Origin of the sequence: Cryobacterium sp. TMT1-2-2 (assembly GCF_004403505.1) — a bacterium.
Taxonomy (GTDB): domain Bacteria; phylum Actinomycetota; class Actinomycetes; order Actinomycetales; family Microbacteriaceae; genus Cryobacterium; species Cryobacterium flavum.
The window spans coordinates 1-21,939 of the sequence record NZ_SOGS01000012.1 but is presented as its reverse complement, the minus strand read 5'-3'; the positions used below and the strand labels follow the sequence as shown (position 1 = coordinate 21,939).

Below are 21,939 nucleotides of genomic sequence, written 5' to 3'. Positions count from 1 at the left end.
CCCGGGCCACCCAGGGACGATTCGGGCACCGTCCCCTGTTGCGCAGCCGCATCGTGCACAACAATAGACGGCTCCGCGGCGAAGCAACAAGGGTGACGGCCAGCAAACTGAGGGATTATCACCCCCCGAGAGGGGGGCGCGGGGTCGGGTGGCTGGGCCTGTATAGTGGCGGTTTCGTGAGAGATATTCATCGCGCAACCGGAAGCTGGCTGTGGTCATCAAGAGATTTGCTCGGCTCGTCGCCGACCTGCGCCGGGACCCGGCGGCCCTGGCGCAGCGCGCCGCCATCAAGCTGCGCCTCGCCCGCCTGCGCCTGACCAACCGACTGAGTCGCCGATCCGTCACGGGGTCTGGCGCGGTCGTCGTGAACCTGACCTCATTCGGTCACCGGATCCATCTGGTGTTCTACGCCCTCGAGACCATCGCAGCCGGGCGGAACCGGCCCGCGCGACTCATCCTCTGGCTTGATGACACGGCCACCGTGGCTCACCCGCCGGCCACGCTTCGTCGCCTGGCGCGGCGGGGCCTGGAGATTCGTTCCTGCCCCGACTTTGGACCGCACAAGAAGCAGTATCCGTATGCCCTGACCGGGCCAACCCTCCCCTTGGTTGCCGCCGACGACGACGTGCTGTACCCGCGCCGGTGGCTGGCCGAGCTGCTCGGGGCGGCCGCGCGGCATCCGCTGGACATCACCGGGCAGCGCGCCCACACGATCACCTTCGACGGCGACGACGTGGCGCCCTATTCCCGGTGGGTCGCCGCCCGCGGCACCGCCGCCAGTTTTCGAACACTCTGCACCGGCGTCTCCGGCATCTACTACCCGCTCGGACTGCTCGCGGCTCTGCGCGCCGAGGGTGATGATTTTCTCCGGGTCGCCCCGCGAGCCGACGACCTCTGGGTCTATTCGGTCGCCGTGCGGCACGGCATTCGCGCCCGTCAGGTCGGTGAGCGGCAGGCCGAGTACCCGGCTATTCCGGGTTCGCAGCGCGGCACGCTCTATCGACAAAATGTGACCGAGGGGGGCAACGACGCACAGTTCGCGGCGTGCGTGGGCGCGCTCGAACGCGAGCGGGTGCTGCGCGATGACCCTCTTGAGTCGGGCCCGTTGCCCACCGCCTCGGTGCTGCGGGCGGTGACCACTGATGGTGCCTAGGCGACCCCGCGGCACGACAGCGGACCGGCGACTGGTCCAGTCATCAGCCGGCTCGGCAACGCGCAGCGCAGCCCCGAATTCGGTCTCGCGCAACATGACGATTGCGCTGATCGGAAACGCTTTCCCCCCGCTCGTCGCGCTGTTCTCCGGACCGATCCTGGCCCAGGCCCTCGGGGTCGACGGTCGTGGCGCCGTGGCCGCCGCGACCGCACCGCTGGCTCTCGTGGTCACCGTCGCCACCTTCGGTGTTCCCGAAGCCGTGACCTGGGCGATCGCCCGCAACCCCACCCTGGCCCGCAACGCGTCGAACCGGGGCATGCTCATTCTCGTCGTCGCCGGGCTGCTCGCCATGGGTGCGGTCGCTCTGTCGGCGACTTGGCTGAGCGGCGGCGACCCCACCGTGCAGCAACTCATTCTGGTGGCCTGCCTGGCCATCGTGCCCAACCTGCTGGTCGGCGTGTTCCGGGGGGTGGCATCCGCTACCCAAAGTTGGCGGCTGGTGGCGCTGGAACGCATCATCACGTCGTCGCTGCGGCTCGCCGTGCTGATTCCGTTCTGGATCACCGGCACCCTCACCCCACTCGTGGCGACGATCGCCGTGGCTGCAATGCCGGTGACCGGCCTGTTCGTCTACATCGGGCGCATGCGCAGCCTCGATCCGCGCGCGTTCGACGTGCCGCGGGAAGCGCGCACGGCCGGCCTGCTCAGCTACGGCCTGCGCATCTGGGTCGGATCGCTCTCGGGCATTCTGCTCTCGAGGCTCGACCAGGTGCTCATGACGCCATTCGCCGGCACCTACCAGCTCGGCCTCTACGTGGTCGCGGTAAGCGTGAGCGAACTGCCGCTGATCATCAACCAGGCGGTGCGCGACGTCACCTTCGTAACGGATGCCGCCGATTCGGTCGACGCGCGCCTCGCCTCCTCGGCGCGCATTTCCACCATGCTGTGCGCCGGCGCAGCCCTGTTCCTCGGCGTGAGTATGCTGTGGTGGCTGCCGTTTCTCTTCGGCGAAGGTTTTCGGCCCGCGCTTCCCGTGGCCGGCGTGCTGCTCGCCGCAGTGGTGCTCGGCACGCCGGGGTCGATCGGCGGTTCCGGATTGAGCGCGCGAGGACGCCCAGGCCTCCGTAGCATGTCGTTGCTGATCGCCTGCCTCGTGAACATTGGGATGCTGATCGTGCTGGCACCGATGCTCGGCGCGATGGGGGCCGCGCTGGCGACCCTGGCCGGCAACCTGATCTCGAGCAACCTGAACCTCGCGTTCATGTACCGCAAATTCGGGATCAACCCGCTGCAGTTCTACGGCGTGCGGCGTACCGACTTCGTGACCCTGCTCGAGTACGCGAAACGGTTCACCCGGCGACGCAAGCGCTAGCCTGTTCTAGTCGTTCCGGCCGGGATCGTCACGGTCGTAGCTTCGGGGGTCAGCCGGTAGGCGAAGCCGTCGCGCAGCCCGCGGGTCGCGGCCAGAAGCGGCCGCAGCGACGTCAGCAACTGGCGCCGGCCCCCGCGGGAGATGACTTCCCAGGCGGCAACGACGCTGTGCCGCCGCCAGCGCCGGCGGTCTTCGCCTTCGAGATTGCGGGCCGCATAGACCAGGCGGTTGCGCACGTTGTAGTAATAGTAGGAGTACGACTTGGCTTGGCCGGCACTGTGCTGGCCGGTGCCCTGGGTGCCGCCCTGCGCGTGGGTCGCCTCAGCCTCAGCGCAGACCGCGACCGCTCCCCCGGCCTGCAGCACCCGGTGCGAGAGCTCGACGTCTTCCCAGTACAAAAAGTAGTCGTCACTGAACCCACCGACCCGGCGCCAGAGTTCGTCGCTGATCAGCAGGCAGGCTCCGCTCAGCCATGGCGTGGTGCGTGCGCCCAGGAATTCCCCGCGCTTGCGGGTCGCGCGCACGCGTCCGTCGTCGAGGTACAGGTCGCTGCCGTCGAACCACACTGAGCCGTCCGGCCGCAGGATGCGCGGCGAGACCAGGGTGAGCGGATGCTTGCAGACCACCTCGAGCAGGCGGGCGACCTGGTCGGCGGCGATGGCGGCATCCGGATTCAACAGGAGAAAATGTGTGCGCCCGTTCTGCTGTGCCCGTGCAACGCCGACGTTCATGCCGCCGCCGAAACCGAGGTTGGTCGGCGACAACAGGTACTGCCAGCCCTCCCGCTCGGCGAGCTCCGCCACCTTGGCCTGCTCGGCCGTGTCGGTGAAATTGTCGACGACCACGACCGCGAGGCCCGGTGCCGAGCGGGACAGCGGTTGCAGGTTCTCTTCGAGCAGCGCGCACGACCCGAAGTTCACCACCACGACGGCGAGGGAGGCGAAGATCGAGTCGGTCATGCGGTCAGTATTGCAGATCCGAGGGGACTGCCTGACAAATTCTCAGGACGCTGCGCTGTTCTCAGACACTTACGCTGCGAAGCGGTCCGTCGCCTCGATGATGGCGTCGAGAATTCCGGGCTGGTCAAAGGCGTGACCGGCGTCGGGAATCAGGCGGAAGTCGGCCTCCGGCCAATTCTTGTGCAGGTCCCACGCGGTGAAGGCTGGAGTACACATGTCATAGCGGCCCTGCACGATGACGCCGGGGATATCGGCGAGGCGGGAAGCATTGTCAATGAGCTGGTTCGGCGTGAACCAGCCCTTGTTGGCGAAGAAATGGTTCTCGATGCGGGCGAAGGCCACCGCGAACGCCGGGTCCGAGAAGTGCGCGATCTTGTCGGGCTCCTGCAGCAGGGTGATCGTCGACGATTCCCAGGTGGCCCAGGCGACGCCGGCACGTTCGCGCACGAACTGGTCGGGGTCGTGCAGCATCCGGCCGTACGCCTCGATCAGGTGACCGCGTTCATTCTCGGGAACGGGCGCGAGGAAGGATTCCCACAGGTCGGGGTAGATGGCCGCGGCGCCGCCCTCATAAAACCAGTCGAGTTCGACCGGGCGCAGGGTGAAGATGCCGCGCACGACGAGTTCGGTGACCTTCTCGGGGTAGGTCTCGGCGTAGGCGAGGGCGAGGGTGCTGCCCCAGGATCCGCCGCAGACCAGCCAACGGTCAATTCCGAGATACTCGCGCAATCTCTCCAGATCGGCCACGAGGGTCCAGGTGGTATTGACGCTGAGGTCAACGTCGGGCTCGCTCGCGTGCGGCGTGCTCAGGCCGCAGCCGCGCTGGTCGAACAGGATGATGCGGTACTTCGCCGGGTCGAACACGCGACGTTGATCAGGGCCGGACGCGCCGCCAGGCCCGCCGTGCAGGTAGACCGCCGGCTTGCCGTCTGGATTGCCAGAGGCTTCCCAGTAGATGGTCTGGTTGTCGCCGACATCGAGCATGCCGGTTTCGTAGGGTTCAAGCTCGGGGTAAAAAGTACGCATGCGTCGAGCCTATGCCACGCGCCTGCCGGGTTCAGCGGCCGACCAGGCCCTGTTCGTAGGCCAGAATGACGGCCTGCACCCGGTCACGCAGGCCGAGTTTGTGCAGGATTCGGCCGACGTGGGTCTTCACGGTCGACTCGGAGAGAAAGAACCGCTCGCCCAGTTCGGGGTTGGAGAGCCCCTCGGCGATGGCGAGGAAGACCTCGGCCTCCCGCTCGGTGAGGGCCGCGAGGGCCTGGGCGGCGCATCCGTTTTCGGCGTCGACGCGTGGCAGCTGGGTGCCGAAGAGGTCAAGCAGCCTCCGCGTCACGCGTGGTGAAACGGATGCCTCCCCCGAGACGACCGTGCGGATGGCGGTGATCAGTTCCCCCGGCTCGGCGTTCTTGAGCAGGAAGCCGCTCGCGCCAGCGCGCAACCCACCAAAGGCGTACTCGTCGAGGTCGAAGGTGGTGAGGATGATGATGCGGATGTCGGGCTGAGCCACCATGATCTGCCGGGTGGCCTCGATACCGTCGAGCCCGGGCATGCGCACGTCCATCAGGATGACCTGCGGGCGCAGCGTTTCCGCGAGCGCGATCGCCTGGGCGCCGTCGGTCGCTTCGGCGATGACGCTGAAGTCGTCTTCGGCCTCGAGCACCATGCGAAAGCCCACACGGAGCAGCGCCTGGTCGTCGACGAGCATGATTCGAATCATGTCGGCGGGCTGCGCCTCGGGAGCTGTCATGTCTCATCCTCAAACGTCATCGAGGCGTGCACACGCCAGCCGTCGTGGAGGCCTGCTCCCGCTTCGAAGGTTCCGTCATAGATGGCGACGCGTTCCTGCATGCCGATCAGTCCGCGCCCGAATCCACGCGGGCTCGGCTGGCTGCGATGCCGACCGTTGTCACTGACCGTGACCTCGGCGGCGCCAGGCACAGAGCCCAGCCGCACGACGACCCGCGTCGGCGTATCGGCGTATCGCAGCACGTTGGTGAGCGACTCCTGCACCAATCTGAAAATGGTCAGCTGCACACTGGGATTGGCGGGCTCGCGGCCACTGCGCTCCAATACGACCGGCAACCCCGTCGACCGAAAGGATTCGACGAGGTCGGCGAGTTGGTCGATCCCCGGCTGCGGAGCCCGGGGCGCCGGGTCGGAACCGACATCGAGCACCCCGAGGAGGCGGCGCATCTCCGTCATCGACCGGCGACCGGTGGCAGCGACGTCGAGCATGGCCGCGCGGGAACGCTCGAGGTCCTTGGGCGCGATCGCATGGGCACCGTCGGCAAGCGCGACCATGACCGAGAGACTGTGGGCAACCACATCGTGCATTTCACCGGCGATACGGGTGCGCTCGGAGATGCGCGAGAGCTGCGCCTGCTGGTCGCGTTCGCGGGTCAGCTGCGCGGCCAGGTCGAGCAGTGCGGTCACGTAGCGTTTGCTGTTGCCCATATTGACGCCGACCAGGGTGGCGGCGAGCATCATGATAGCGATCTGGATGGCCACCGGAATCCAGGCGATCTCGTCGAGGTCTTCCGTGAGCCACGCGGCCAGACTCGCCAGCCCCACGGCTGCGCCGAACCCGACCCACGCGCTGCGAATGTCGGAATATACCGCGACCGCGTAGAGCGCGAGCAGCTGGGCGATGAGGTGCACCTCGCCATAGTCAGCGAAAGTGAGCAGGCCGATCCAGGTGAGGGCCAGGACGAGCCGTGGCATCCGCCGCCGAAAGAACAGTGCGACTGCCAGAACGAGCATGATGGCAACATTGAGGAGGACATCGCCGACCGGTGCGGGGTCGTTGTCGAACAGGTTGAGCACCAGAACGAGCACCATGGGCACGACATAGATCAAGACGATGAGCGCATCGGCCAGGTGCGGATGCCGGCTCCAGAACCGCCGCACCACTCCGGGCGGAGTGGGCAGACGCACGTCTCCCCCCGGCGCGAGGGCGCGCCCGGGGGGAGACGTGGTGGTACTCATTCTTCGATGGTACGGGTTAGGCGTCGCGGCGCTTGAGCAGCAGCGCAGCCGTACCGAGGCTGACGGCGACCCAGGCGATGACAACCAGGAATGCCTGCCAGGATTCCATCGTGTTCGGATAGACCATTTCCGAGCCCGCCACTGTGAACAGGAACGGCACAATGTCGTTGACCCACTCGACGAGCATGGAGAACAGCGCCACCACCGTGGGCAGGAGCAGCAGGATTCCCAGCACCGTGGCGATACCACCGGCACTGCTGCGCACGATCGTGCCGATTCCGACAGCGAACACCGCGATCAGCGCGAGGAAGAGCACGTTACCGAGCAGCGGCAGCAGCACGTCGACGTCGAACAGGCTCGCGGTGATGTTCTCGACGCTCAGTCTGGGAACGGCCGCCAGGAAGGCCCCCACAACGCTGACCAGGCCGATCAGGAAGGTGAAAACGAACAACACGATGACCTTGGCCCAGAGGGCCGGCAGGCGGTTGGGAACCGCTGTGAGGGTGGACTTGATCATGCCGCTCGAATACTCACCGCTGATCGAGAGAACGCCGAGAACGGCGACGATGAGTTGGCCGAGCGCCAAGCCGGAGGTGGAGGCGATCACGAAGATTTGAGCGCTCTCCATCGGCATGGGGGCGCCGGTGGCCGGGTCGAGTCCGGCCGTGGCTGACAGCGCAAACGACATCAGCACTCCGAAGCCGAGCGCGGCCACGATGACGAGGGAGTAGGTCCAGTAGGTGGAGCGCAGGCTCCACAGCTTGATCGTTTCGGAGCGGAGCAGGCCGGTGAAGCTGAGCCCGGAGCCGGTCGGCACGAACGAGGCACGCGAAGTGGATGGCTGGGTGGGGGTTACGGTGCTCATCGAGCCGCCTCCGTTTCAGTGTGGGAGGAGGAGTCGCCTGTGCGATACTCCACTTCGTTCTGGGTGAGTTTCATGTACGCGTCCTCGAGCGAGGCGCTCACCGCCGAGAGTTCGTGCAGGGAGATCTGGGCGGCGGCGGCGCGGTCGCCGATCTCGTTCACAGAAAGTCCCGTGATCTCGAGCACGTCCTGTTCAACGTTGGTGATGGTCACATTCTCCTGAGCCAGCAGGGTGGCCAGCGCCGCGGTGTGCGGAGTGCGCACGCGAACGGATTCGCCCGCTGCTGAGGCGATGATGTCGGCGACCGAGGCATCCGCTATCACCCGGCCACGACCGAGAACGATGATGTGGTCGGCGGTGAGGGCCATCTCGCTCATGAGGTGGGAGGAGAGCAGCACGGTGCGGCCCTCGGCGGCGAGCTGCTTGGTGAGCTTGCGCACCCACTGCACGCCCTCTGGGTCGAGGCCGTTGACCGGCTCGTCGAGGATGAGCGTGGCCGGGTCGCCGAGCAGCGCTGCGGCGATGCCGAGGCGCTGGCCCATGCCGAGCGAGAATCCGCCCACACGCTTGCGGGCGACGGACTCGAGACCGGTGAGGTTGATGACCTCGTGCACCCTGCTGGTCGGGATGTTGTGGGTGGCGGCCATGGCGCGCAGGTGGTTGTAGGCGCTGCGACCGGTGTGCACGGCCTTGGCGTCGAGCAGCACGCCAACTTCACGAAGCGGCGCCTTGTGCTCGTGGTACGGCTTGCCGTTGACGATGACCGAACCGAGGCTGGGTCGGTCAAGGCCCACGATCATGCGCATGGTGGTGGACTTGCCCGCGCCGTTCGGCCCGAGAAAACCGGTGACCTTGCCGGGCTGCACCGTGAAGTCGACCGAGTCGACCGCGGTCTTGCTTCCGTAGTGCTTGGTCAGGGACTGTGCCTGGATCACGACTGCCTCATTCCGTTAGTGGGTGAGGCCCCGTTTTCGTGCAATGAAGCCCCCATACCAAACGGTATGGTTTATCCCCACTGTGGCGCATCAACCGTGGGGATGGTTGTGCGCCACCCCCGTCGTACCTGAGTACGACGGGGGGACGACTACTTCCTGACCGGCTTCTCGGGTGTAGGCGCTGTTCCGTCGGCGCGCTGGTTGGCGTAGTAATCTCGGGCTTCGACCTGACGTTCACGTTCGATGCCGCTCGCGATCGTGGCCCGCAGGTGATCTTGCGAGTAACCGAACGCGTCCACGAGGTCGAGCGCGTGCGGGCGGATGCGTGCGATCAGGCGGTCGATGTAGGCCGTGACGGCCTGGGCCCGCTGGGCGGAGAGACGGCCATGGATGAGGTACCAGGCCAGGTTCTTCTCCACCAGGCCGAGACCGAACAGGTCGCGCAGCCAGGTGAGCACCTGCTTGGTGCCTTCGTCTGTAGTTGACTCGAGCGCGCGGGTGAACGACTCCCACTGCAGCAGCTCGCCGTGGGCACGGGCCGCCTCGATGAGCTCGTTCTGGTGCGCGTTGAACAGGGCGGCGGCCTGTTTTTTGGGCAGCTTGGTGGCGGCGCGCAGTTTGCCCGCGACCTCGCCGATCATGCTCTCGACCCGGTCGGTGAGCAGCTCGCGCTGCACGTCGGCATCACGCAGTGCACCGACAGAGCGGGCCGTTGACCCACGGTCGAACACAGTCTGGCCCAGGGTGCGGAGGCCCGTGCCGTGGTAGGCGCGACCAGCCGCGTGCTGCACGACGTAGCGGGCCAGGGCACCGGCATCCGCTGTGGCGAATTTGCGACTGTAATCGGTGAGCAGACGCTTGGCGACGAGCTGCAGCAGCACGTTGTTGTCGCCCTCGAAGGTTGCGAAGATGTCGAGGTCGGCGCGCAGGCCGACGAGGCGGTTCTCGGCCATGAAGCCGGCACCGCCGCAGGCCTCGCGGGCTTCCTGCAGGGTGTCGAGCGCGTGCCAGGTTGAGAGCGGCTTGAGCGCGGCGGCGAGGGTTTCCAGGTCTTGGCGGTCGTCGTCGGTGTCGGCCTTGCCGCTGAACACGTCGTCGAACTTCACCAGGAATTCATCGTGAGCGAAAGTCTGCGCGTAGGTCGTGGCGAGTCGCGGAAACAGGCGGCGCTGGTGCCGCTGGTAGTCGAGGATGACCTCCTCGTCGGTGTCGCTGCCGGCGGTGAACTGGCGGCGCTGACTCCCGTAGGTGATCGCGATGGTCAGCGCCAGAGCGGATGCCGCGGTGGCGGCGCCGTCGAGCGACACTCGACCCTGCACGAGCGTGCCGAGCATGGTGAAGAAACGGCGGCCGGGACTGCTGATCGGGCTCGAGTAGGTGCCGTCCTCGGCGACATCACCGTAGCGGTTGAGCAGGTTTCCCCGCGGAATGCGCACGTTATCGAAGTGCAGCCGGCCGTTGTCGATGCCGTTGAGGCCACCCTTGAGGCCGTCGTCTTCGCCGCCGACGCCGGGGAGGAAGTCGCCGTTCTCATCGCGAATGGGCAGGTAGAAGGCATGCACGCCATGGTTGACGCCCTGGGTGATGAGCTGCGCGAACAGCACGGCGGCGATGCCGTCTTTCGCGGCGTTGCCGAGGTAATCCTTCCAGGCGGCGCGAAACGGGGTGTTGACGACGAATTCGTTGGTTGCCTCGTCGAAAGTTGCGGTGGTCGCGATGCTCGCGACGTCGGAACCGTGGCCGATCTCGGTCATGGCGAACGCGCCGGGCACGGAGAGGTCCATGATGCCGGGCAGGTACTTGTCGTGGTGCGGCTTGGTGCCGAGGTGCAGCACGGCCGCGCCGAACAGGCCCCACTGCACGCCGCCCTTGATCTGCAGGCTCGGGTCAGCGATGACGAGCTCTTCGAAGCCGGCGATGTTTCCGCCGTGGTCGTCCTGCCCGCCGAGGTGCTTGGGGAACGCTCGCAGCACGTGACCATTGGCGGCGAGAACCTTGAGCTGCTCGAGTACGCGCAGGCGGTGGTCCGCCATGGAGAGTCCTTCTATGCGCTGCATATCGGGGCGCGCGGTGACTTCACGGGCCGCGAGGCGCACGTCGGCCCAGGTGCCGAGCAGCTGGCGTCCGAGCTGTTCGACATTGACCGAGGGCCCTGTTGGGTCGCCGATGGACTTGATGGGGCCGGTGTCGACGCTGACATCGCGGCTGGGGTCGATCGTCGTCGATCGGGTGCTGGAGCGCTGGGCTGTGTCAACCATGGGTGGTCCTAACTGTTCGCGCGAAGTGGTGGTCGCAACGCTAGGGCCGCGTGGGTGCAGTCGCGAAATGCGCGGTACGGGGGCGACAACGATATATGTCGCGCGCGGCATCCGTTTTGTAGGTTCACTACAACTCAGGGCCGTTTGAACCAGCGTTCCCCCACAAGACCTCGGCCCACTGACGCCCCGTCACGGCTGGAGTCGCCGCCGACCCATGAGTATTAAGGCGTTTGCCCGTCTTTTTGGGGTCGAAACTCACGCGTCGGCGAGGCGGGGATCAGGCGGAGGCGGCGACGACCTCGAGCAGGGCTTCGCCGTAGGCCTCGAGCTTCTTGGCCCCGATGCCGGTGATGCCGTCGAGCGCGGCGAGGGACGTAGGGCCGGCCGCGGCCACGGCGATAAGGGTCGCGTCGCCGAAGACGATGTAGGCGGGAACGCCCTGCTCCTTCGACTCCGCCGAGCGCCAGGCCCGCAGAGCCTCGAACAGGCTCTCCTGCGCGGTACTGAGGTCGGCGGCAGCAACCTTTGCCGCGCTCGGCCGGCGGGCGGCACTCGAGCGCGCCGGCCGGTCTGGTTCGCGGCGCAACTGCACCGTGCGACCTCCGCCGAGAACCTGGGCCGCGGCATCCGTCAGTATGAGGGTGCCGTATTCGCCGGACGTGGCGAGCAGGCCCTGGGCCAGCATCTGGCGCACGACGCCGCGCCAGGCCTGGTCGCTGAGGTCGGCTCCCAGTCCCCAGGTGCTCAGTTCGGTGTGCCGGTACTGGGTGGCGCGCGGGGTTTCCTTGCCGCGGAGGATGTCGATAAGGTGGCCGGCGCCGAACTTCTGGTTGCGTTCGCGGTGCAGCCGCACGATGGTGGAGAGCAGCTTTTGGGCCGGGATCGTGCCGTCCCAGGCCTCGGGTGGCTCTAGGCACGTGTCACAGTTGCCGCAGGGTTCGCTGGTCTGGCCGAAATAGCGCAGCAGGTTGACCCGGCGACAGTGCACCGTCTCGCACAGGGCGAGCATGGCGTCGAGGTGGGCGGACAACTTTCGCCGATGGCCGAGGTCGCCCGGCGACTCGTCGATCATGCGGCGCTGCTGCACCACGTCTTGCAGGCCGTAGGCGAGCCAGGCGGTGGCCGGGGCACCGTCGCGGCCAGCCCGACCGGTCTCCTGATAGTAACCCTCGACCGATTTGGGCAGGTCGATATGGGCGACGAAGCGCACGTCGGGCTTGTCAATTCCCATGCCGAAGGCGATGGTCGCGACAATGACAACGCCCTCCTCGCGCAGGAACCGGGACTGGGTTCGGGCGCGCAGTCCCGCGTCGAGGCCGGCGTGGTACGGCAGAGCGTTGACCCCGTTCTGACGCAAAAACTCGGCGGTCGCATCGACGGTCTTGCGGCTGAGCGCGTAGACGATCCCGGCGTCGCCCGGATGCTCGGTTTTCAGGAAAGAGAGCAGCTGCTTGCGCACCTCAGCTTTGCCGACGATGCGGTACTGAATATTGGGCCGGTCGAAGCTCGCCACGAAATGTTTGGCGTCGCCCATCTGCAGGCGGGTGGTGATCTCCTGGTGGGTGGCATCCGTTGCGGTGGCGGTGAGCGCGATGCGCGGCACGTCGGGCCAGCGGTCGGCCAGCTCGCCCAGGGCCAGGTAGTCCGGACGAAAGTCATGACCCCACTGCGACACACAGTGGGCTTCGTCGATGGCGAACAGGGCGATGGTTCCACGCTCGAGCAGCCGCTTGGTGCCCTCATTGGAGAGCCGCTCGGGGGCGACGTAGAGCAGGTCGAGGTCGCCGTTCAGGTAGTCGCGCTCCACCTGGCCGCGGGTCTGCGAGTCCTGACTGGAGTTGAGGAACTCAGCGCGCACGCCCACAGCGGTGAGCGCATCCACTTGGTCTTGCATGAGGGCAATCAGCGGCGACACGACGATGCCGGTGCCTGGCCGAACCAGCGCTGGAATCTGGTAGCACAGGCTCTTGCCGCCGCCGGTGGGCATGAGCACGACGGCGTCTTTGCCGTCGACGACCTGAGCGATGATCTCGGCCTGATCACCACGGAACGAGTCATAGCCGAACACGGTGTGCAGGGCCTCGGCGGCGGTGGCGAACTTGCGGGTTGCGGCGTGAATCGGTGCGGTGGCGCGAGCGGCCGGCTGGTTGGCGCTGCGCTGGGCGCCCTGGATCGAAGCGGATGCGCCGCCCGAGTACGCAGGCTGCCGCTCGCCGAACTGGCGGTCAGCTTCGGGCGGCGGCGCATCGAAGTCGTCGGGGGCGTCGAAATCACTCGGTGCGTCGAAGTCGTCGGGTGCGTCAAAGTCGCGAGGTGGTTCGACGTCGTCAGGGTTCCAGGGCAGCTCAGCATTCCAACTCACCTGCCCAACTTTACCCGGGCCCCCTGACACGTTCCCCCGCGCGCCTCTCCCCCTCCGAGTTGGGTGGGGGCGGTCAGGGGCGGCGCTTGCGGCGCAGGAGCAGCAGGGTCGCGGCGGCGGCCAGGAGCACAGCCGCCAGGGTTCCGCCGATCCAGACGAACGTCGAGACCGAGCTTTCGGAGCCGGAACTAGTCGCGCCGAGGTCTGAGGGAGGCGAGGTGGCGGAATCCGGTGTGGCGGCATCCGCTGTCGTGCCGCAGGTTGGAGCCGTGGCGACCCCGTCGGCGAGTACCTGATCGGCGGCGGGCTGCCAGTCGAAGGTGAACTCATCGGAGATGGGGTGGCCGTCGATGGAAACCGTCTGCCAAATCACCGTGTATTGCCCGGCAGCGCCGAGCTGCGCGGCGGTCTCGACTGTGGCGCCAGAGACTATGGTGCACCCGTCGCCATAGAAAAGCGGCGCGTCGGCCGGGCCGGTTACGACCATGGCGCTTCCCGCTCCGGTTCCGCCGAGATCCAGGAGCAGATCGCTCGTGGTGACGGAGAGTTCACCGGGCTGCTCGGTCACGACCGAGCCGGCCTCGGGTGAGGAACCAATCTCGTCGTTGTGGGCCGACGCCGGGGCCGCGCCCCAGCCGAGAGCCAGAGCAATAACGGCGGCCGCGAAGAGAGTGCGAGCGGCCGCGGCGGTAGATTTGGGGGTGGTGAACGTCATGATTGTCCTTAAACGTGGGTGCCCGGCGCTACTCGAATGGTGCAGGGCGAAGCCTCTGCTACTCGTTCGGTGCGATGGGCGAACTGGTCGGATTGCGGTTCAGGCTGCGAGCGCGAAAACCGGCGGCCCACGATGCCGCATGGCCGACAGCACCAGAACCAGATCGCGCGGCGCGAATACCGGCGCATCGTGACGAATGCGCTGCGGGGCCGCGACCGGCACCACCAGGTGGGCCGGAACGAACAGCGTGCGGATGCCCAGACGCACGTTCTCGGCCAGGCCCCAGAACGCGCGTTCCGCGTACCGCAGGGCCAGAATCGTCACGATCGCGGCACAGAAGTGAGCGCCCCACATGGCCGTGGAATCGTGGGCCATGGGCGGGGTCGAGCCGAGAACCATCGGGTCGATCAGCCCGGGCAGCGCCGCGTGCTGGTGGGTGCCCGATGCGGCAACCGCCTCGGCCCCGAGCGCGCCACCCGGCGCTCCGAGCGAGAATAGCCCGTGAAAGATGACCTGGCTGATCAAAACGGATGCTGCGCCTCGCCAGAAGGACAGGGTGCGGCCCGAGAGAGCGACGCAGACCATGCCGGCAAAGGCGAGCGACACGACGACGGCCAGAAGGCCGGGCGCCGAGCCACCACCCAACGTGTGCGAGAGGGCAGCGACAAAGGTCGAGAACACGGCGACGATCCAGCCGCGCGCGAAGCGGGCCCAGCGTGTGTGCATTAAGGCCCCTCTCCGGTCTCCTCCAGAGTAGCCGGTCGACCTGGGTGTGTTTTATCAACTGCACGGCGATGCATTCCACAGTCCCACAGTGGTGGCTTATTCAGGAGATTCGGGTGCCAGCCCCAATTCGACCGCACTCTTTCGGGGACCGCGATCAACTCCGGGACAGGTCAGGCGCGACCGGTGAAAACGGGCTTGCGCTTCTCCTGGAAGGAGGCGAAACCCTCGCGGTAGTCGCCGGTAGCGCACAGCGCGGCCTGGGCTGCGGTCTCGGCGCTCATGCTCTGCCACAGCCCGAGGCGTTCGTCACGCAACGACTGCACGAGCGCTTTGCTCGCGAGAAAAGCCTGGGTGGCACCGGATGCCGCGCGCGTCGCCGCCTGCACCGTCGTCTCGGTCAGTTCCGCGGCCGCAAAAACCTGGCTGAACAGCCCCCCGGCGACAGCCTCGGCCCCCGACATGAGGCGGCCGCTGTAGATCAGATCGAGGGTACGGTGCGCACCGAGACGTTCCACGAACAGGGCGTGTCCGCCGGAGTCGAGGGTGGCGCCGAGGTTCGCGAACGGCGAGCCGATCTTGGCGGTGTCGGCGACGTAGACAACGTCGGTGGCGATGAGCAGGCCGAGTCCCACACCGAGGCAGGCGCCGTGCGCCGCCGCGAAGGTGGGAGCCGGAAACCGGCTCATGCGCTGAAGCAGCGGGGTGACGAGGTCGCCGAGATACCCGAGCACGTCATCGGTGCGCGGATCGACGGCCGAAATGTCGCGGCCGGCGCAGAAGGCCCGACCCTCGCCACTCAGCACCAGCGCACGCACGCCGACGCGCTCGGCTTCCTGGTAGGCCGCGTCGAGTTCGACGATCGCGGCCTCATCGAGGGCGTTGAGTTTGTCGGGCGCGTTCAGCACCACGTGGGCGACATCGTTGTCTATCGAGAGCTCAATCACGTACATCCGCTTTCTGAGGGGTTGAAGCTAGACGTCGTAGTCGACGACGACGGTGTCGGTGGTCGGGTGTGACTGGCAGGTCAGCACGTAACCGCGGGCGAGCTCTTCGGGTTCGAGCGCGTAGTTCTCGGTCATCGTGACATCGCCGCTGACCAGCTTGGCGCGGCAGGTTCCGCAGACGCCGCCGGCGCAAGCGAACGGAACATCGGGGCGTACCCGCAGGGCAGCGTTCAGGATGCTCTCGTTCGCGTTGACCGGAGTGGTCACCGTGTTGCTCTGGCCGTCGAGGGTGAATTCGATCTGGAAGGTCTTGTCGCCCTGGCCGATGATGACGGCCCGGCCGCGGTCGCCGCTCGCGGCCGAGGGCTCGCCGGTGGTGAACAGTTCGAACCGCACGTGCGAGCGCTCGACGCCGGTGCTCTCGAGGGTGTCACGGCAGAGCTGCACGAGTTCGAACGGACCGCACAGGAACCACTCGTCGACCGTCGCCGGACGCAGAATGGTGTCGAGCATGCGCCGAAACTTTTCCTCGTCGATGCGGCCGGAGAGCAGCGACGATGAGCGCTGCTCGCGCGAGAGCACGTGGTACAGCGCGAGACGGGCCGGGTAGCGGTCCTTGAGCTCGGCCAGTTCGTCGAGGAACATCACGTCGAGGGCGGTGCGGTTGGTATAGACGAGGGTGAACGTCGACGTCTCGGACGCGGCGAGCACGGTGTGCGCGAGCGCCATGAGCGGGGTGATACCCGAGCCGGCAGCTACGCCAACCACGTGCTTGTGATCAAGGTTGTGCAGGGTCGAGGTGAAGCTGCCCTGCGGGCTCATCACGTCGATCTCGTCGCCGGGGTGCAGTTCGCTGTTGGCCCAGGTGGAGAAGGCACCGCCGAGGTCGCGCTTGATGGCGACGCTGATCTGGCCCCCGTGGCTCGCCGCGGGCCGGCAGATCGAGTAGCTGCGGCGCAGTTCCTGGCCTTCGATCGTGGCGCGCAGGGCGAGGTGCTGGCCGGGCAGGTAGTCGAACGCGCCCTGCAGTTTGGGCGGAACGGTGAAGGTGACCTCGACGCTGTCGGCGGTGAGCGAGCGTACTTCGGCCACCGTCAGGGTATGGAAGCGCGCGCGGTGCTTGACCGGCGCCAGGGTCGTGGCGCCCTGGTTGGTGGATTCGAGACGTGTTGCAGCCATTAGAGCACCTTGAAGTAGTCGAACGGCTCGAGGCAGTCTCGGCATTCGTAGAGGGACTTGCAGGAGGTGGAACCGAAGTGCGCGAGCTCGCGGGTGTTGAGCGAGGAGCAGCGCGGGCATTTCACAGCCATTTTCAGACTGATCGGGCCGGCCGGCCCTGAACCGCGCACGGTCGCATGCCCGGTGGGGGCGGCGATACCGTATTCGCGCAGTTTGGCCTTGCCGATCTCGCTCATCCAGTCGGTGGTCCACGCCGGGCTCAGCACGAGCCGCACCGACACGTTCTGGTAGCCGGCGGCGGTGAGTACCCCGAGAACGTCGTCGCGCATGGCGTCCATGGCGGGGCATCCGCTATAGGTCGGCGTCAGGGTGACGGCGACGGCATCGCTGGTCACGTTCACGGAGCGCAGCACACCGAGATCTTCGATGGTGAGCACCGGAATCTCGGGGTCGACGACCTGGGCGGCGATCGTCCAGGCCGCGAGGGATGCCGCGTCGGCGGGGCGCGGACGGGCGACGATCTCGTGCACCTGCGTGGTCACCAGGACGCTCCGGGGTGGGCGCGAGTGAGCACCTGCATTTCGGCGAGCAGAAAGGCGAGGTGTTCGGAGTGGTTGCCCGTGCGGCCGCCGCCGGACGCAACGAAACCGCGCGGAATTTCGAGTTCGGCCTCGGCGAGCACCGGCGCGATGGCCGCGTCGAACGCCGGGCGCAGGCTCGACGGGCGCACCGCGATGCCTTCGAGACGGTCGATGAGCGGGTCGTCGCGAAAAATCTCCTCGACGTAGGGCCACAGGTCACTTAGCGCGGTGATCATACGGCGACGCGACTCGTCGGTACCCTGCGCGAGACGCAGCACCCACTGGGTCGAGTGGTCACGGTGGTAGTCGACCTCTTTCACCGCTTTCGCGGCGATCGCGGCGAGGGTCGCATCAGCGGATGCCCGCAGCCGGCTGTACAACTCGAACAGGTAGTGGGACACGATGAACTGGCGCGCGATGGTGTGCGCGAAGTCGCCGTTGGGCTGTTCGACGATGTGCAGCGAGCGAAAATCTGGCTCGGTGCGCCAGTAGGCGAGGTCGTCTTCGCTGCGGTCCGTGGCGGTTCCGGCATAGTGCAGCAGCGACCGGGCGTGGCCGATCAGGTCGAGGGCCACGTTGCCGAGGGCTACGTCTTCTTCGAGCTCTGGGGCACGGGAGATCCAGGCGCCGAGCTGCTGGGCCAGAACGAGCGAGTCGTCCCCGAGCCAGAGCGCATATTCGGCGATGTCGGCCGTCGCCTGAGACGGACCCTCGATAAGCTCGGCGTCGAGCGTGGTGACGTCGACCGCGACGTGGCCGTGCGCATCTTCGTGGTCGTTGGCGGGGGAATCCGCTTTAATTTCGCTCACAGGTGCTTCACTCCCTCACTCTTGGAGTAGTAGCTCGCGTGGCGGTAGTTCTTGCCAGCGGGCGATTCGAAGAAGGCGCCCTTGGCGTCGGGGTCACTCGTGGTGATGGCTGCGGCGGGAACGACCCAGACCGAGACGCCCTCACTGCGTCGGGTGTACAGGTCGCGGGCATTGCGCACGGCGAGGGTCTCGTCTGGGGCGTGCAGGGAACCGACGTGAACGTGGCTCAGGCCACGGTTGGAACGCACGAAGACCTCCCAGAGGGGCCAGATTTCTGCTGCGGAATCGCCGGGAGTCGTCATTTGGCTGCCATTTCTTCAGTTCGTGCGGACCGTTTACGTGCATACGCAGCGGCTGCTTCGCGCACCCAGGCACCCTCGTCGTGGGCGTCACGGCGACGCTGCAAGCGCTGGGCATTGTTGGGACCGCGACCGGCGAGCACCTCGTGGAACTCGGTCCAGTCAATCTCGCCGAGGTCCCACTGCTGGGTTTCTTCGTTGAAGTGCAGGTCGGGGTCGGGCAGGGTGACGCCGAGCACCGCTGCCTGCGGAACGAGCATATTCACGAAACGCTGACGCAGCTCGTCGTTGGAGTGGCGCTTGATCTTCCAGGCCATCGACTGCGCCGAGTTGGGAGAGTCGTCGTCGGGCGGTCCGAACATCATGAGTGCGGGCCAGTACCAGCGGTTGACCGAGTCCTGCGCCATCTGGCGCTGCTCCTCGGTGCCCTGCATGAGCTCGAGCAGAATCTCAAAACCCTGGCGCTGGTGAAAGGATTCTTCCTTGCAGATGCGCACCATCGCGCGGCCGTACGGGCCGTAGGAGGCGCGGCAGAGCGGCACCTGGTTGCAGATGGCTGCGCCGTCGACGAGCCAGCCGATCGAGCCCATGTCGGCCCAGCTCGGGGTCGGGTAGTTGAAGATGCTCGAGTAGCGAGCCTTGCCGGCGATGAGGGCATCCGTCATGTCGTCGCGGGTAGCGCCCAGGGTTTGCGCGGCGGAATAGAGGTAGAGGCCGTGACCGGCTTCGTCCTGCACCTTGGCCATGAGGATGGCCTTGCGCTTGAGGCTCGGGGCGCGCGTGATCCAGTTCGACTCGGGCTGCATACCGATGATCTCGGAGTGCGCGTGCTGCGAGATCTGGCGTACGAGCGACTTGCGGTAGCCCTCGGGCATCCAGTCGCGCGGCTCAATGCGCGAATCGGCTTCGATCAGATCGTTGAACTGCTGTTCTTCGACGCTGATAGCGACGGGTGCGCTCGTATCGGGCGTGATGGTGCTTGTCATCATCGGCTCCTGGTCTGCGTTGACTGCGGTGGTCGTGGTCGGATCGTAATCGTGCACAAGCTGGCGACGATAAGGTGATGCACGTCGGGAATTTTGCGCACGAATCGGCAATCTATTACCAACCGATCGTTCAGTTAGTATATAGTCACATTATCGGTCGGGCAACCCCTGACCTGCACGGCAACTCAACGAGGAGAACCGAATGACGGAAGCACTGCCCGTAGGTAGTGAGGCCATGATGCAGCGCGACCGGGCATCCGCTTCTCTCGGCATGATCGTGCACCGCAATGAGCCGGGTCATTCCGTCGTCTCGATGGTCGTACGCGACGACATGCTCAACGGTTTCGATGTGACCCACGGCGGTTTCGTGTTCGCCCTCGCCGACACGGCCTTCGCCATCGCCTGCAACGATTCGCACCACGTCACGCTCGCCGCCGGCGCCGACATCACCTTCTTGAAGCCCACCACGAGCGGCCAGAATCTCATCGCGACCGCGCTGCTGCGCGTGAAGAGCGGTCGGAGCGGCATCTACGACGTGCGCGTGGCTGTCAACGGAGACGCGATCGGCGACGACGTCACCGTGGCCGAATTTCGCGGCCGCAGCCGCACCACCAACCTGCCCGTCCCTGCCCGCAACCACCTATAACCCTTCCGGAAGGCATCATGTCAACGCTGACCAAGACCCGTCTGCACGCACCGGCTCTCGCAGAACTCGACGCGGCCGAGCGCCTGGACCGCGACGAGATTCGCGCGCTGCAGCTCACCCGCCTGCAGCACACCGTACGGCACGCCTACGCGAACGTACCTCTCTACACGCGCAAATTTGATGCTGCCGGCGTGCACCCCGACGACATTCGTACCCTCGAAGACGTGGCGTTGCTGCCGTTCACGACCAAGGAAGACCTGCGCGTCTCGTATCCGTTCGGCATGTTCGCGGTGCCGATGGATCAGGTTGCGCGCATTCACACGTCGTCGGGTACCACCGGGTTGCCCACTGTGGTCGGCTACACCAAGAACGACCTCGCCATGTGGTCTGGTCTGGTGGCCCGCAGCCTGCGCGCATCCGGAGTGCGGCCCGGCATGAAGGTGCACAACGCCTATGGCTACGGGCTGTTCACCGGCGGGCTCGGCGCCCACGCCGGCATTGAAGCACTCGGTGCCTGTGCCATCCCCATGTCGGGTGGCCAAACCAACAAGCAGGTGCAGATGATCACCGACTTCGAGCCCGACGTGATTTTGTCAACGCCGAGTTACCTGCTGACCATCACCGATGCCATGGTCGCAGCCGGCCTCGACCCCCGACGCTCGAGCCTCAAGGCCGGGGTGCTCGGTGCGGAGCCGTGGACCAACCAGATGCGTCTCGAGCTCGAGGACCGTCTCGATTTTGACGCACTCGACATCTATGGCCTCAGCGAGGTCATGGGGCCGGGCGTCGGCAACGAATGCATCGAGTCGAAGGATGGCCCGCACCTCTGGGAAGACCACTTTCTGCCGGAGATCATCAACGGCGACACCGGCGTTGCGCTCCCGGACGGCGAAACCGGTGAGCTCGTCTTTACGTCGCTCACCAAGGAGGCCTTTCCGGTCATCCGCTACCGCACCCGCGACCTGACCCGCCTGCTTCCCGGCACCGCTCGGCCCGGCATGCGCCGCATGGAGAAAATCACCGGCCGCAACGACGACATGATCATTCTGCGCGGGGTCAACCTGTTCCCGACCCAGATCGAAGAGATCGTGCTCGGCATCGAGCACCTCTCCCCGCATTTTGTGCTCGAGCTGACCCGGCCGTCGCGCATGGACGAGCTCACCGTGCGCATCGAGCGGCACGAGCACGCCGACGATGCCGCCTCGGCTGTTGCTCGCGCCCTGCTGATCGCCCTCATCAAGGACAGGATCGGCTCGAGCGTCAACGTGCTCATCGTCGAACCGGGCACCCTGGAGCGCAGCACCGGAAAGCACAAGCGCGTCTACGACCTGCGCTAATCGGTCGCAGCCGGCACGCCTGCGTGAGAGACTCAAGACCTATGTCTGAAGTACACACCCCCAAACGCGGGCGCCCCGGCTACGACCAACGCGCCATCCTGGCGATCGCCGTCACCGCATTCAATGAATTCGGCTACGACGCCACCTCAATGGGGGTGCTCGCAACCCGCTTGTCCCTCTCGAAGGCGGCCATCTACCACCACTTCTCCTCCAAAGATGAAGTTCTGCAGCTCGCCCTCGACGAGGCCCTCAACGGTCTCGAGGGCGTTCTGCGCGAGTCCGGCGCCGTGACCGGCAGCGCCATCGACCGCCTGGCCTACGTGCTCCGCGGCGCCGTGCTCGTGCTCGCCGATCGGCTGCCCTACGTGACGCTGCTCCTGCGGGTGCGCGGCAACACCGAGGTCGAGCGCGATGCGCTGACCCGCCGCCGCGCTTTTGACCGTGCCGTCTCAACGCTCGTCGTCGAGGCCCGCGACGAGGGCTCGCTTCGCAGCGACATCGACCCGCGAGTCGTCACGCGTCTGCTCTTCGGCATGGTCAACTCCATTGCCGAGTGGTACCGCGCAGAAGGCCCCGAGGATGCCGCGCACCTCGCCGACGACGTGCTCGCCGTGGCCCTGGACGGCCTCCGCCGCCGCTAGCTGTTGAATATCGAGAGGCCACGCACACTGTGCGTGGCCTCTCGTCTTGCCAAACGCAAAAAGGCCCCGCGTGGGTGGCCTGTTAACGCAGGAAAGCCATCCCCGGAGGGATGGCTTTTCTGGTGTTTCTAAGTTAAGTCCGGCGGTGTCCTACTCTCCCACAGGGTCCCCCCTGCAGTACCAT

At 66.5% G+C, this 21,939-nt stretch carries 21 protein-coding genes; 5 read left to right on the top strand and 16 right to left on the bottom strand.

The window, feature by feature from the left end; all coding sequences use genetic code 11:
- Window positions 1–211: 211 nt before the first annotated feature.
- Together E3T35_RS08055 and E3T35_RS08050 are read left to right on the top strand one after the other, a co-directional pair.
- On the top strand, window positions 212–1,153 hold the full coding sequence (locus tag E3T35_RS08055; RefSeq protein ID WP_134378405.1) for a hypothetical protein: 942 nt from the start codon (window positions 212–214) through the stop codon (window positions 1,151–1,153).
- A 94-nt stretch (window positions 1,154–1,247) separates the two neighbouring features.
- Window positions 1,248–2,525 carry an oligosaccharide flippase family protein gene (locus E3T35_RS08050; RefSeq protein WP_166789881.1) on the top strand — a complete coding sequence of 426 codons (1,278 nt, stop codon included), beginning with the start codon at window positions 1,248–1,250 and terminating at the stop codon, window positions 2,523–2,525.
- Here E3T35_RS08050 and E3T35_RS08045 read toward each other — a convergent pair.
- The 16 genes from E3T35_RS08045 to paaA form a co-directional block, all read right to left on the bottom strand.
- Window positions 2,522–3,484, bottom strand: a complete 963-nt coding sequence (locus tag E3T35_RS08045) for a glycosyltransferase family 2 protein (protein ID WP_134345635.1) — start codon at window positions 3,482–3,484, stop codon at window positions 2,522–2,524. The two genes, E3T35_RS08050 and E3T35_RS08045, sit on opposite strands and share 4 nt — an antisense overlap.
- Window positions 3,485–3,553: 69 nt before the next feature.
- Window positions 3,554–4,510 (bottom strand): prolyl aminopeptidase, encoded by a 957-nt coding sequence (pip, locus tag E3T35_RS08040; protein WP_134345636.1) that lies wholly within the window; start codon window positions 4,508–4,510, stop codon window positions 3,554–3,556.
- A gap of 31 nt (window positions 4,511–4,541) precedes the next feature.
- Window positions 4,542–5,234 (bottom strand): response regulator transcription factor, encoded by a 693-nt coding sequence (locus E3T35_RS08035; protein ID WP_241988770.1) that lies wholly within the window; start codon window positions 5,232–5,234, stop codon window positions 4,542–4,544.
- Window positions 5,231–6,472, bottom strand: coding sequence for a sensor histidine kinase (locus E3T35_RS08030; RefSeq protein WP_134378401.1), 1,242 nt, complete (start codon window positions 6,470–6,472; stop codon window positions 5,231–5,233). Before E3T35_RS08030 ends, E3T35_RS08035 begins: the two co-directional genes overlap by 4 nt.
- A 16-nt stretch (window positions 6,473–6,488) precedes the next feature.
- Window positions 6,489–7,337 carry an ABC transporter permease subunit gene (locus E3T35_RS08025; RefSeq protein WP_134345638.1) on the bottom strand — a complete coding sequence of 283 codons (849 nt, stop codon included), beginning with the start codon at window positions 7,335–7,337 and terminating at the stop codon, window positions 6,489–6,491.
- A complete protein-coding gene (locus E3T35_RS08020) occupies window positions 7,334–8,272 on the bottom strand; it encodes an ABC transporter ATP-binding protein (RefSeq protein WP_134378399.1) in 939 nt (312 codons plus the stop codon). The genes E3T35_RS08025 and E3T35_RS08020 overlap by 4 nt, the downstream gene beginning before the upstream one ends.
- A 149-nt stretch (window positions 8,273–8,421) precedes the next feature.
- Entirely contained in the window at window positions 8,422–10,530 is a 2,109-nt protein-coding gene (locus tag E3T35_RS08015) for an acyl-CoA dehydrogenase (protein WP_134378397.1), read from the bottom strand.
- Between the two features lie 277 nt (window positions 10,531–10,807).
- The gene (recQ, locus tag E3T35_RS08010) at window positions 10,808–12,892 is read right to left on the bottom strand and encodes a DNA helicase RecQ (protein WP_370449312.1); all 2,085 of its coding nucleotides are present in this window, start codon (window positions 12,890–12,892) and stop codon (window positions 10,808–10,810) included.
- Window positions 12,893–12,965: 73 nt separating this feature from the next.
- Window positions 12,966–13,607, bottom strand: coding sequence for a copper resistance CopC family protein (locus E3T35_RS19740; protein WP_134378387.1), 642 nt, complete (start codon window positions 13,605–13,607; stop codon window positions 12,966–12,968).
- Between the two features lie 99 nt (window positions 13,608–13,706).
- Window positions 13,707–14,333 carry a hypothetical protein gene (locus tag E3T35_RS08000; protein ID WP_134378385.1) on the bottom strand — a complete coding sequence of 209 codons (627 nt, stop codon included), beginning with the start codon at window positions 14,331–14,333 and terminating at the stop codon, window positions 13,707–13,709.
- A 170-nt stretch (window positions 14,334–14,503) separates the two neighbouring features.
- Window positions 14,504–15,277: an enoyl-CoA hydratase/isomerase family protein gene (locus E3T35_RS07995; protein ID WP_134378435.1), complete on the bottom strand. Its 774-nt coding sequence runs from the start codon at window positions 15,275–15,277 to the stop codon at window positions 14,504–14,506.
- Window positions 15,278–15,304: 27 nt separating this feature from the next.
- Window positions 15,305–16,456: a 1,2-phenylacetyl-CoA epoxidase subunit PaaE gene (gene paaE, locus E3T35_RS07990; protein ID WP_134378383.1), complete on the bottom strand. Its 1,152-nt coding sequence runs from the start codon at window positions 16,454–16,456 to the stop codon at window positions 15,305–15,307.
- Entirely contained in the window at window positions 16,456–16,977 is a 522-nt protein-coding gene (gene paaD / locus E3T35_RS07985) for a 1,2-phenylacetyl-CoA epoxidase subunit PaaD (protein ID WP_233197191.1), read from the bottom strand. The genes paaE and paaD overlap by 1 nt, the downstream gene beginning before the upstream one ends.
- A gap of 17 nt (window positions 16,978–16,994) precedes the next feature.
- Window positions 16,995–17,837, bottom strand: a complete 843-nt coding sequence (gene paaC, locus E3T35_RS07980) for a 1,2-phenylacetyl-CoA epoxidase subunit PaaC (RefSeq protein ID WP_134378433.1) — start codon at window positions 17,835–17,837, stop codon at window positions 16,995–16,997.
- Window positions 17,838–17,842: 5 nt separating this feature from the next.
- Window positions 17,843–18,148 carry a 1,2-phenylacetyl-CoA epoxidase subunit PaaB gene (gene paaB / locus E3T35_RS07975; protein ID WP_092106867.1) on the bottom strand — a complete coding sequence of 102 codons (306 nt, stop codon included), beginning with the start codon at window positions 18,146–18,148 and terminating at the stop codon, window positions 17,843–17,845.
- Window positions 18,145–19,134 (bottom strand): 1,2-phenylacetyl-CoA epoxidase subunit PaaA, encoded by a 990-nt coding sequence (gene paaA / locus E3T35_RS07970; RefSeq protein ID WP_134378381.1) that lies wholly within the window; start codon window positions 19,132–19,134, stop codon window positions 18,145–18,147. The genes paaB and paaA overlap by 4 nt, the downstream gene beginning before the upstream one ends.
- Before the next feature lie 199 nt (window positions 19,135–19,333).
- Here paaA and E3T35_RS07965 point away from each other — a divergent pair, with 199 nt between their 5' ends.
- From E3T35_RS07965 to E3T35_RS07955, 3 genes are read left to right on the top strand one after another with little or no spacing between them, the layout of a single operon-like run.
- Window positions 19,334–19,777 (top strand): hotdog fold thioesterase, encoded by a 444-nt coding sequence (locus E3T35_RS07965; protein ID WP_134378379.1) that lies wholly within the window; start codon window positions 19,334–19,336, stop codon window positions 19,775–19,777.
- Between the two features lie 17 nt (window positions 19,778–19,794).
- A complete protein-coding gene (gene paaK, locus E3T35_RS07960) occupies window positions 19,795–21,114 on the top strand; it encodes a phenylacetate--CoA ligase PaaK (RefSeq protein ID WP_134378377.1) in 1,320 nt (439 codons plus the stop codon).
- 41 nt (window positions 21,115–21,155) lie between these two features.
- On the top strand, window positions 21,156–21,755 hold the full coding sequence (locus E3T35_RS07955) for a TetR/AcrR family transcriptional regulator (RefSeq protein ID WP_134345648.1): 600 nt from the start codon (window positions 21,156–21,158) through the stop codon (window positions 21,753–21,755).
- The last annotated feature ends 184 nt before the right edge of the window (window positions 21,756–21,939 follow it).

What these genes read in the sequence shown, in the direction of transcription:
- paaE (WP_134378383.1), bottom strand. Translation starts at nt 16,456, where the DNA reads ATGGCTGCAACACGTCTCGAATCCACCAACCAGGGCGCCACGACCCTG.
- paaB (WP_092106867.1), bottom strand. Translation starts at nt 18,148, where the DNA reads ATGACGACTCCCGGCGATTCCGCAGCAGAAATCTGGCCCCTCTGGGAG.
- E3T35_RS19740 (WP_134378387.1), bottom strand. Translation starts at nt 13,607, where the DNA reads ATGACGTTCACCACCCCCAAATCTACCGCCGCGGCCGCTCGCACTCTC.
- E3T35_RS07955 (WP_134345648.1), top strand. Translation starts at nt 21,156, where the DNA reads ATGTCTGAAGTACACACCCCCAAACGCGGGCGCCCCGGCTACGACCAA.
- E3T35_RS08025 (WP_134345638.1), bottom strand. Translation starts at nt 7,337, where the DNA reads ATGAGCACCGTAACCCCCACCCAGCCATCCACTTCGCGTGCCTCGTTC.
- pip (WP_134345636.1), bottom strand. Translation starts at nt 4,510, where the DNA reads ATGCGTACTTTTTACCCCGAGCTTGAACCCTACGAAACCGGCATGCTC.
- E3T35_RS08035 (WP_241988770.1), bottom strand. Translation starts at nt 5,234, where the DNA reads ATGACAGCTCCCGAGGCGCAGCCCGCCGACATGATTCGAATCATGCTC.
- paaK (WP_134378377.1), top strand. Translation starts at nt 19,795, where the DNA reads ATGTCAACGCTGACCAAGACCCGTCTGCACGCACCGGCTCTCGCAGAA.
- E3T35_RS08015 (WP_134378397.1), bottom strand. Translation starts at nt 10,530, where the DNA reads ATGGTTGACACAGCCCAGCGCTCCAGCACCCGATCGACGACGATCGAC.
- paaA (WP_134378381.1), bottom strand. Translation starts at nt 19,134, where the DNA reads ATGATGACAAGCACCATCACGCCCGATACGAGCGCACCCGTCGCTATC.
- E3T35_RS08000 (WP_134378385.1), bottom strand. Translation starts at nt 14,333, where the DNA reads ATGCACACACGCTGGGCCCGCTTCGCGCGCGGCTGGATCGTCGCCGTG.
- E3T35_RS08030 (WP_134378401.1), bottom strand. Translation starts at nt 6,472, where the DNA reads ATGAGTACCACCACGTCTCCCCCCGGGCGCGCCCTCGCGCCGGGGGGA.
- E3T35_RS08045 (WP_134345635.1), bottom strand. Translation starts at nt 3,484, where the DNA reads ATGACCGACTCGATCTTCGCCTCCCTCGCCGTCGTGGTGGTGAACTTC.
- E3T35_RS08050 (WP_166789881.1), top strand. Translation starts at nt 1,248, where the DNA reads ATGACGATTGCGCTGATCGGAAACGCTTTCCCCCCGCTCGTCGCGCTG.
- E3T35_RS07965 (WP_134378379.1), top strand. Translation starts at nt 19,334, where the DNA reads ATGACGGAAGCACTGCCCGTAGGTAGTGAGGCCATGATGCAGCGCGAC.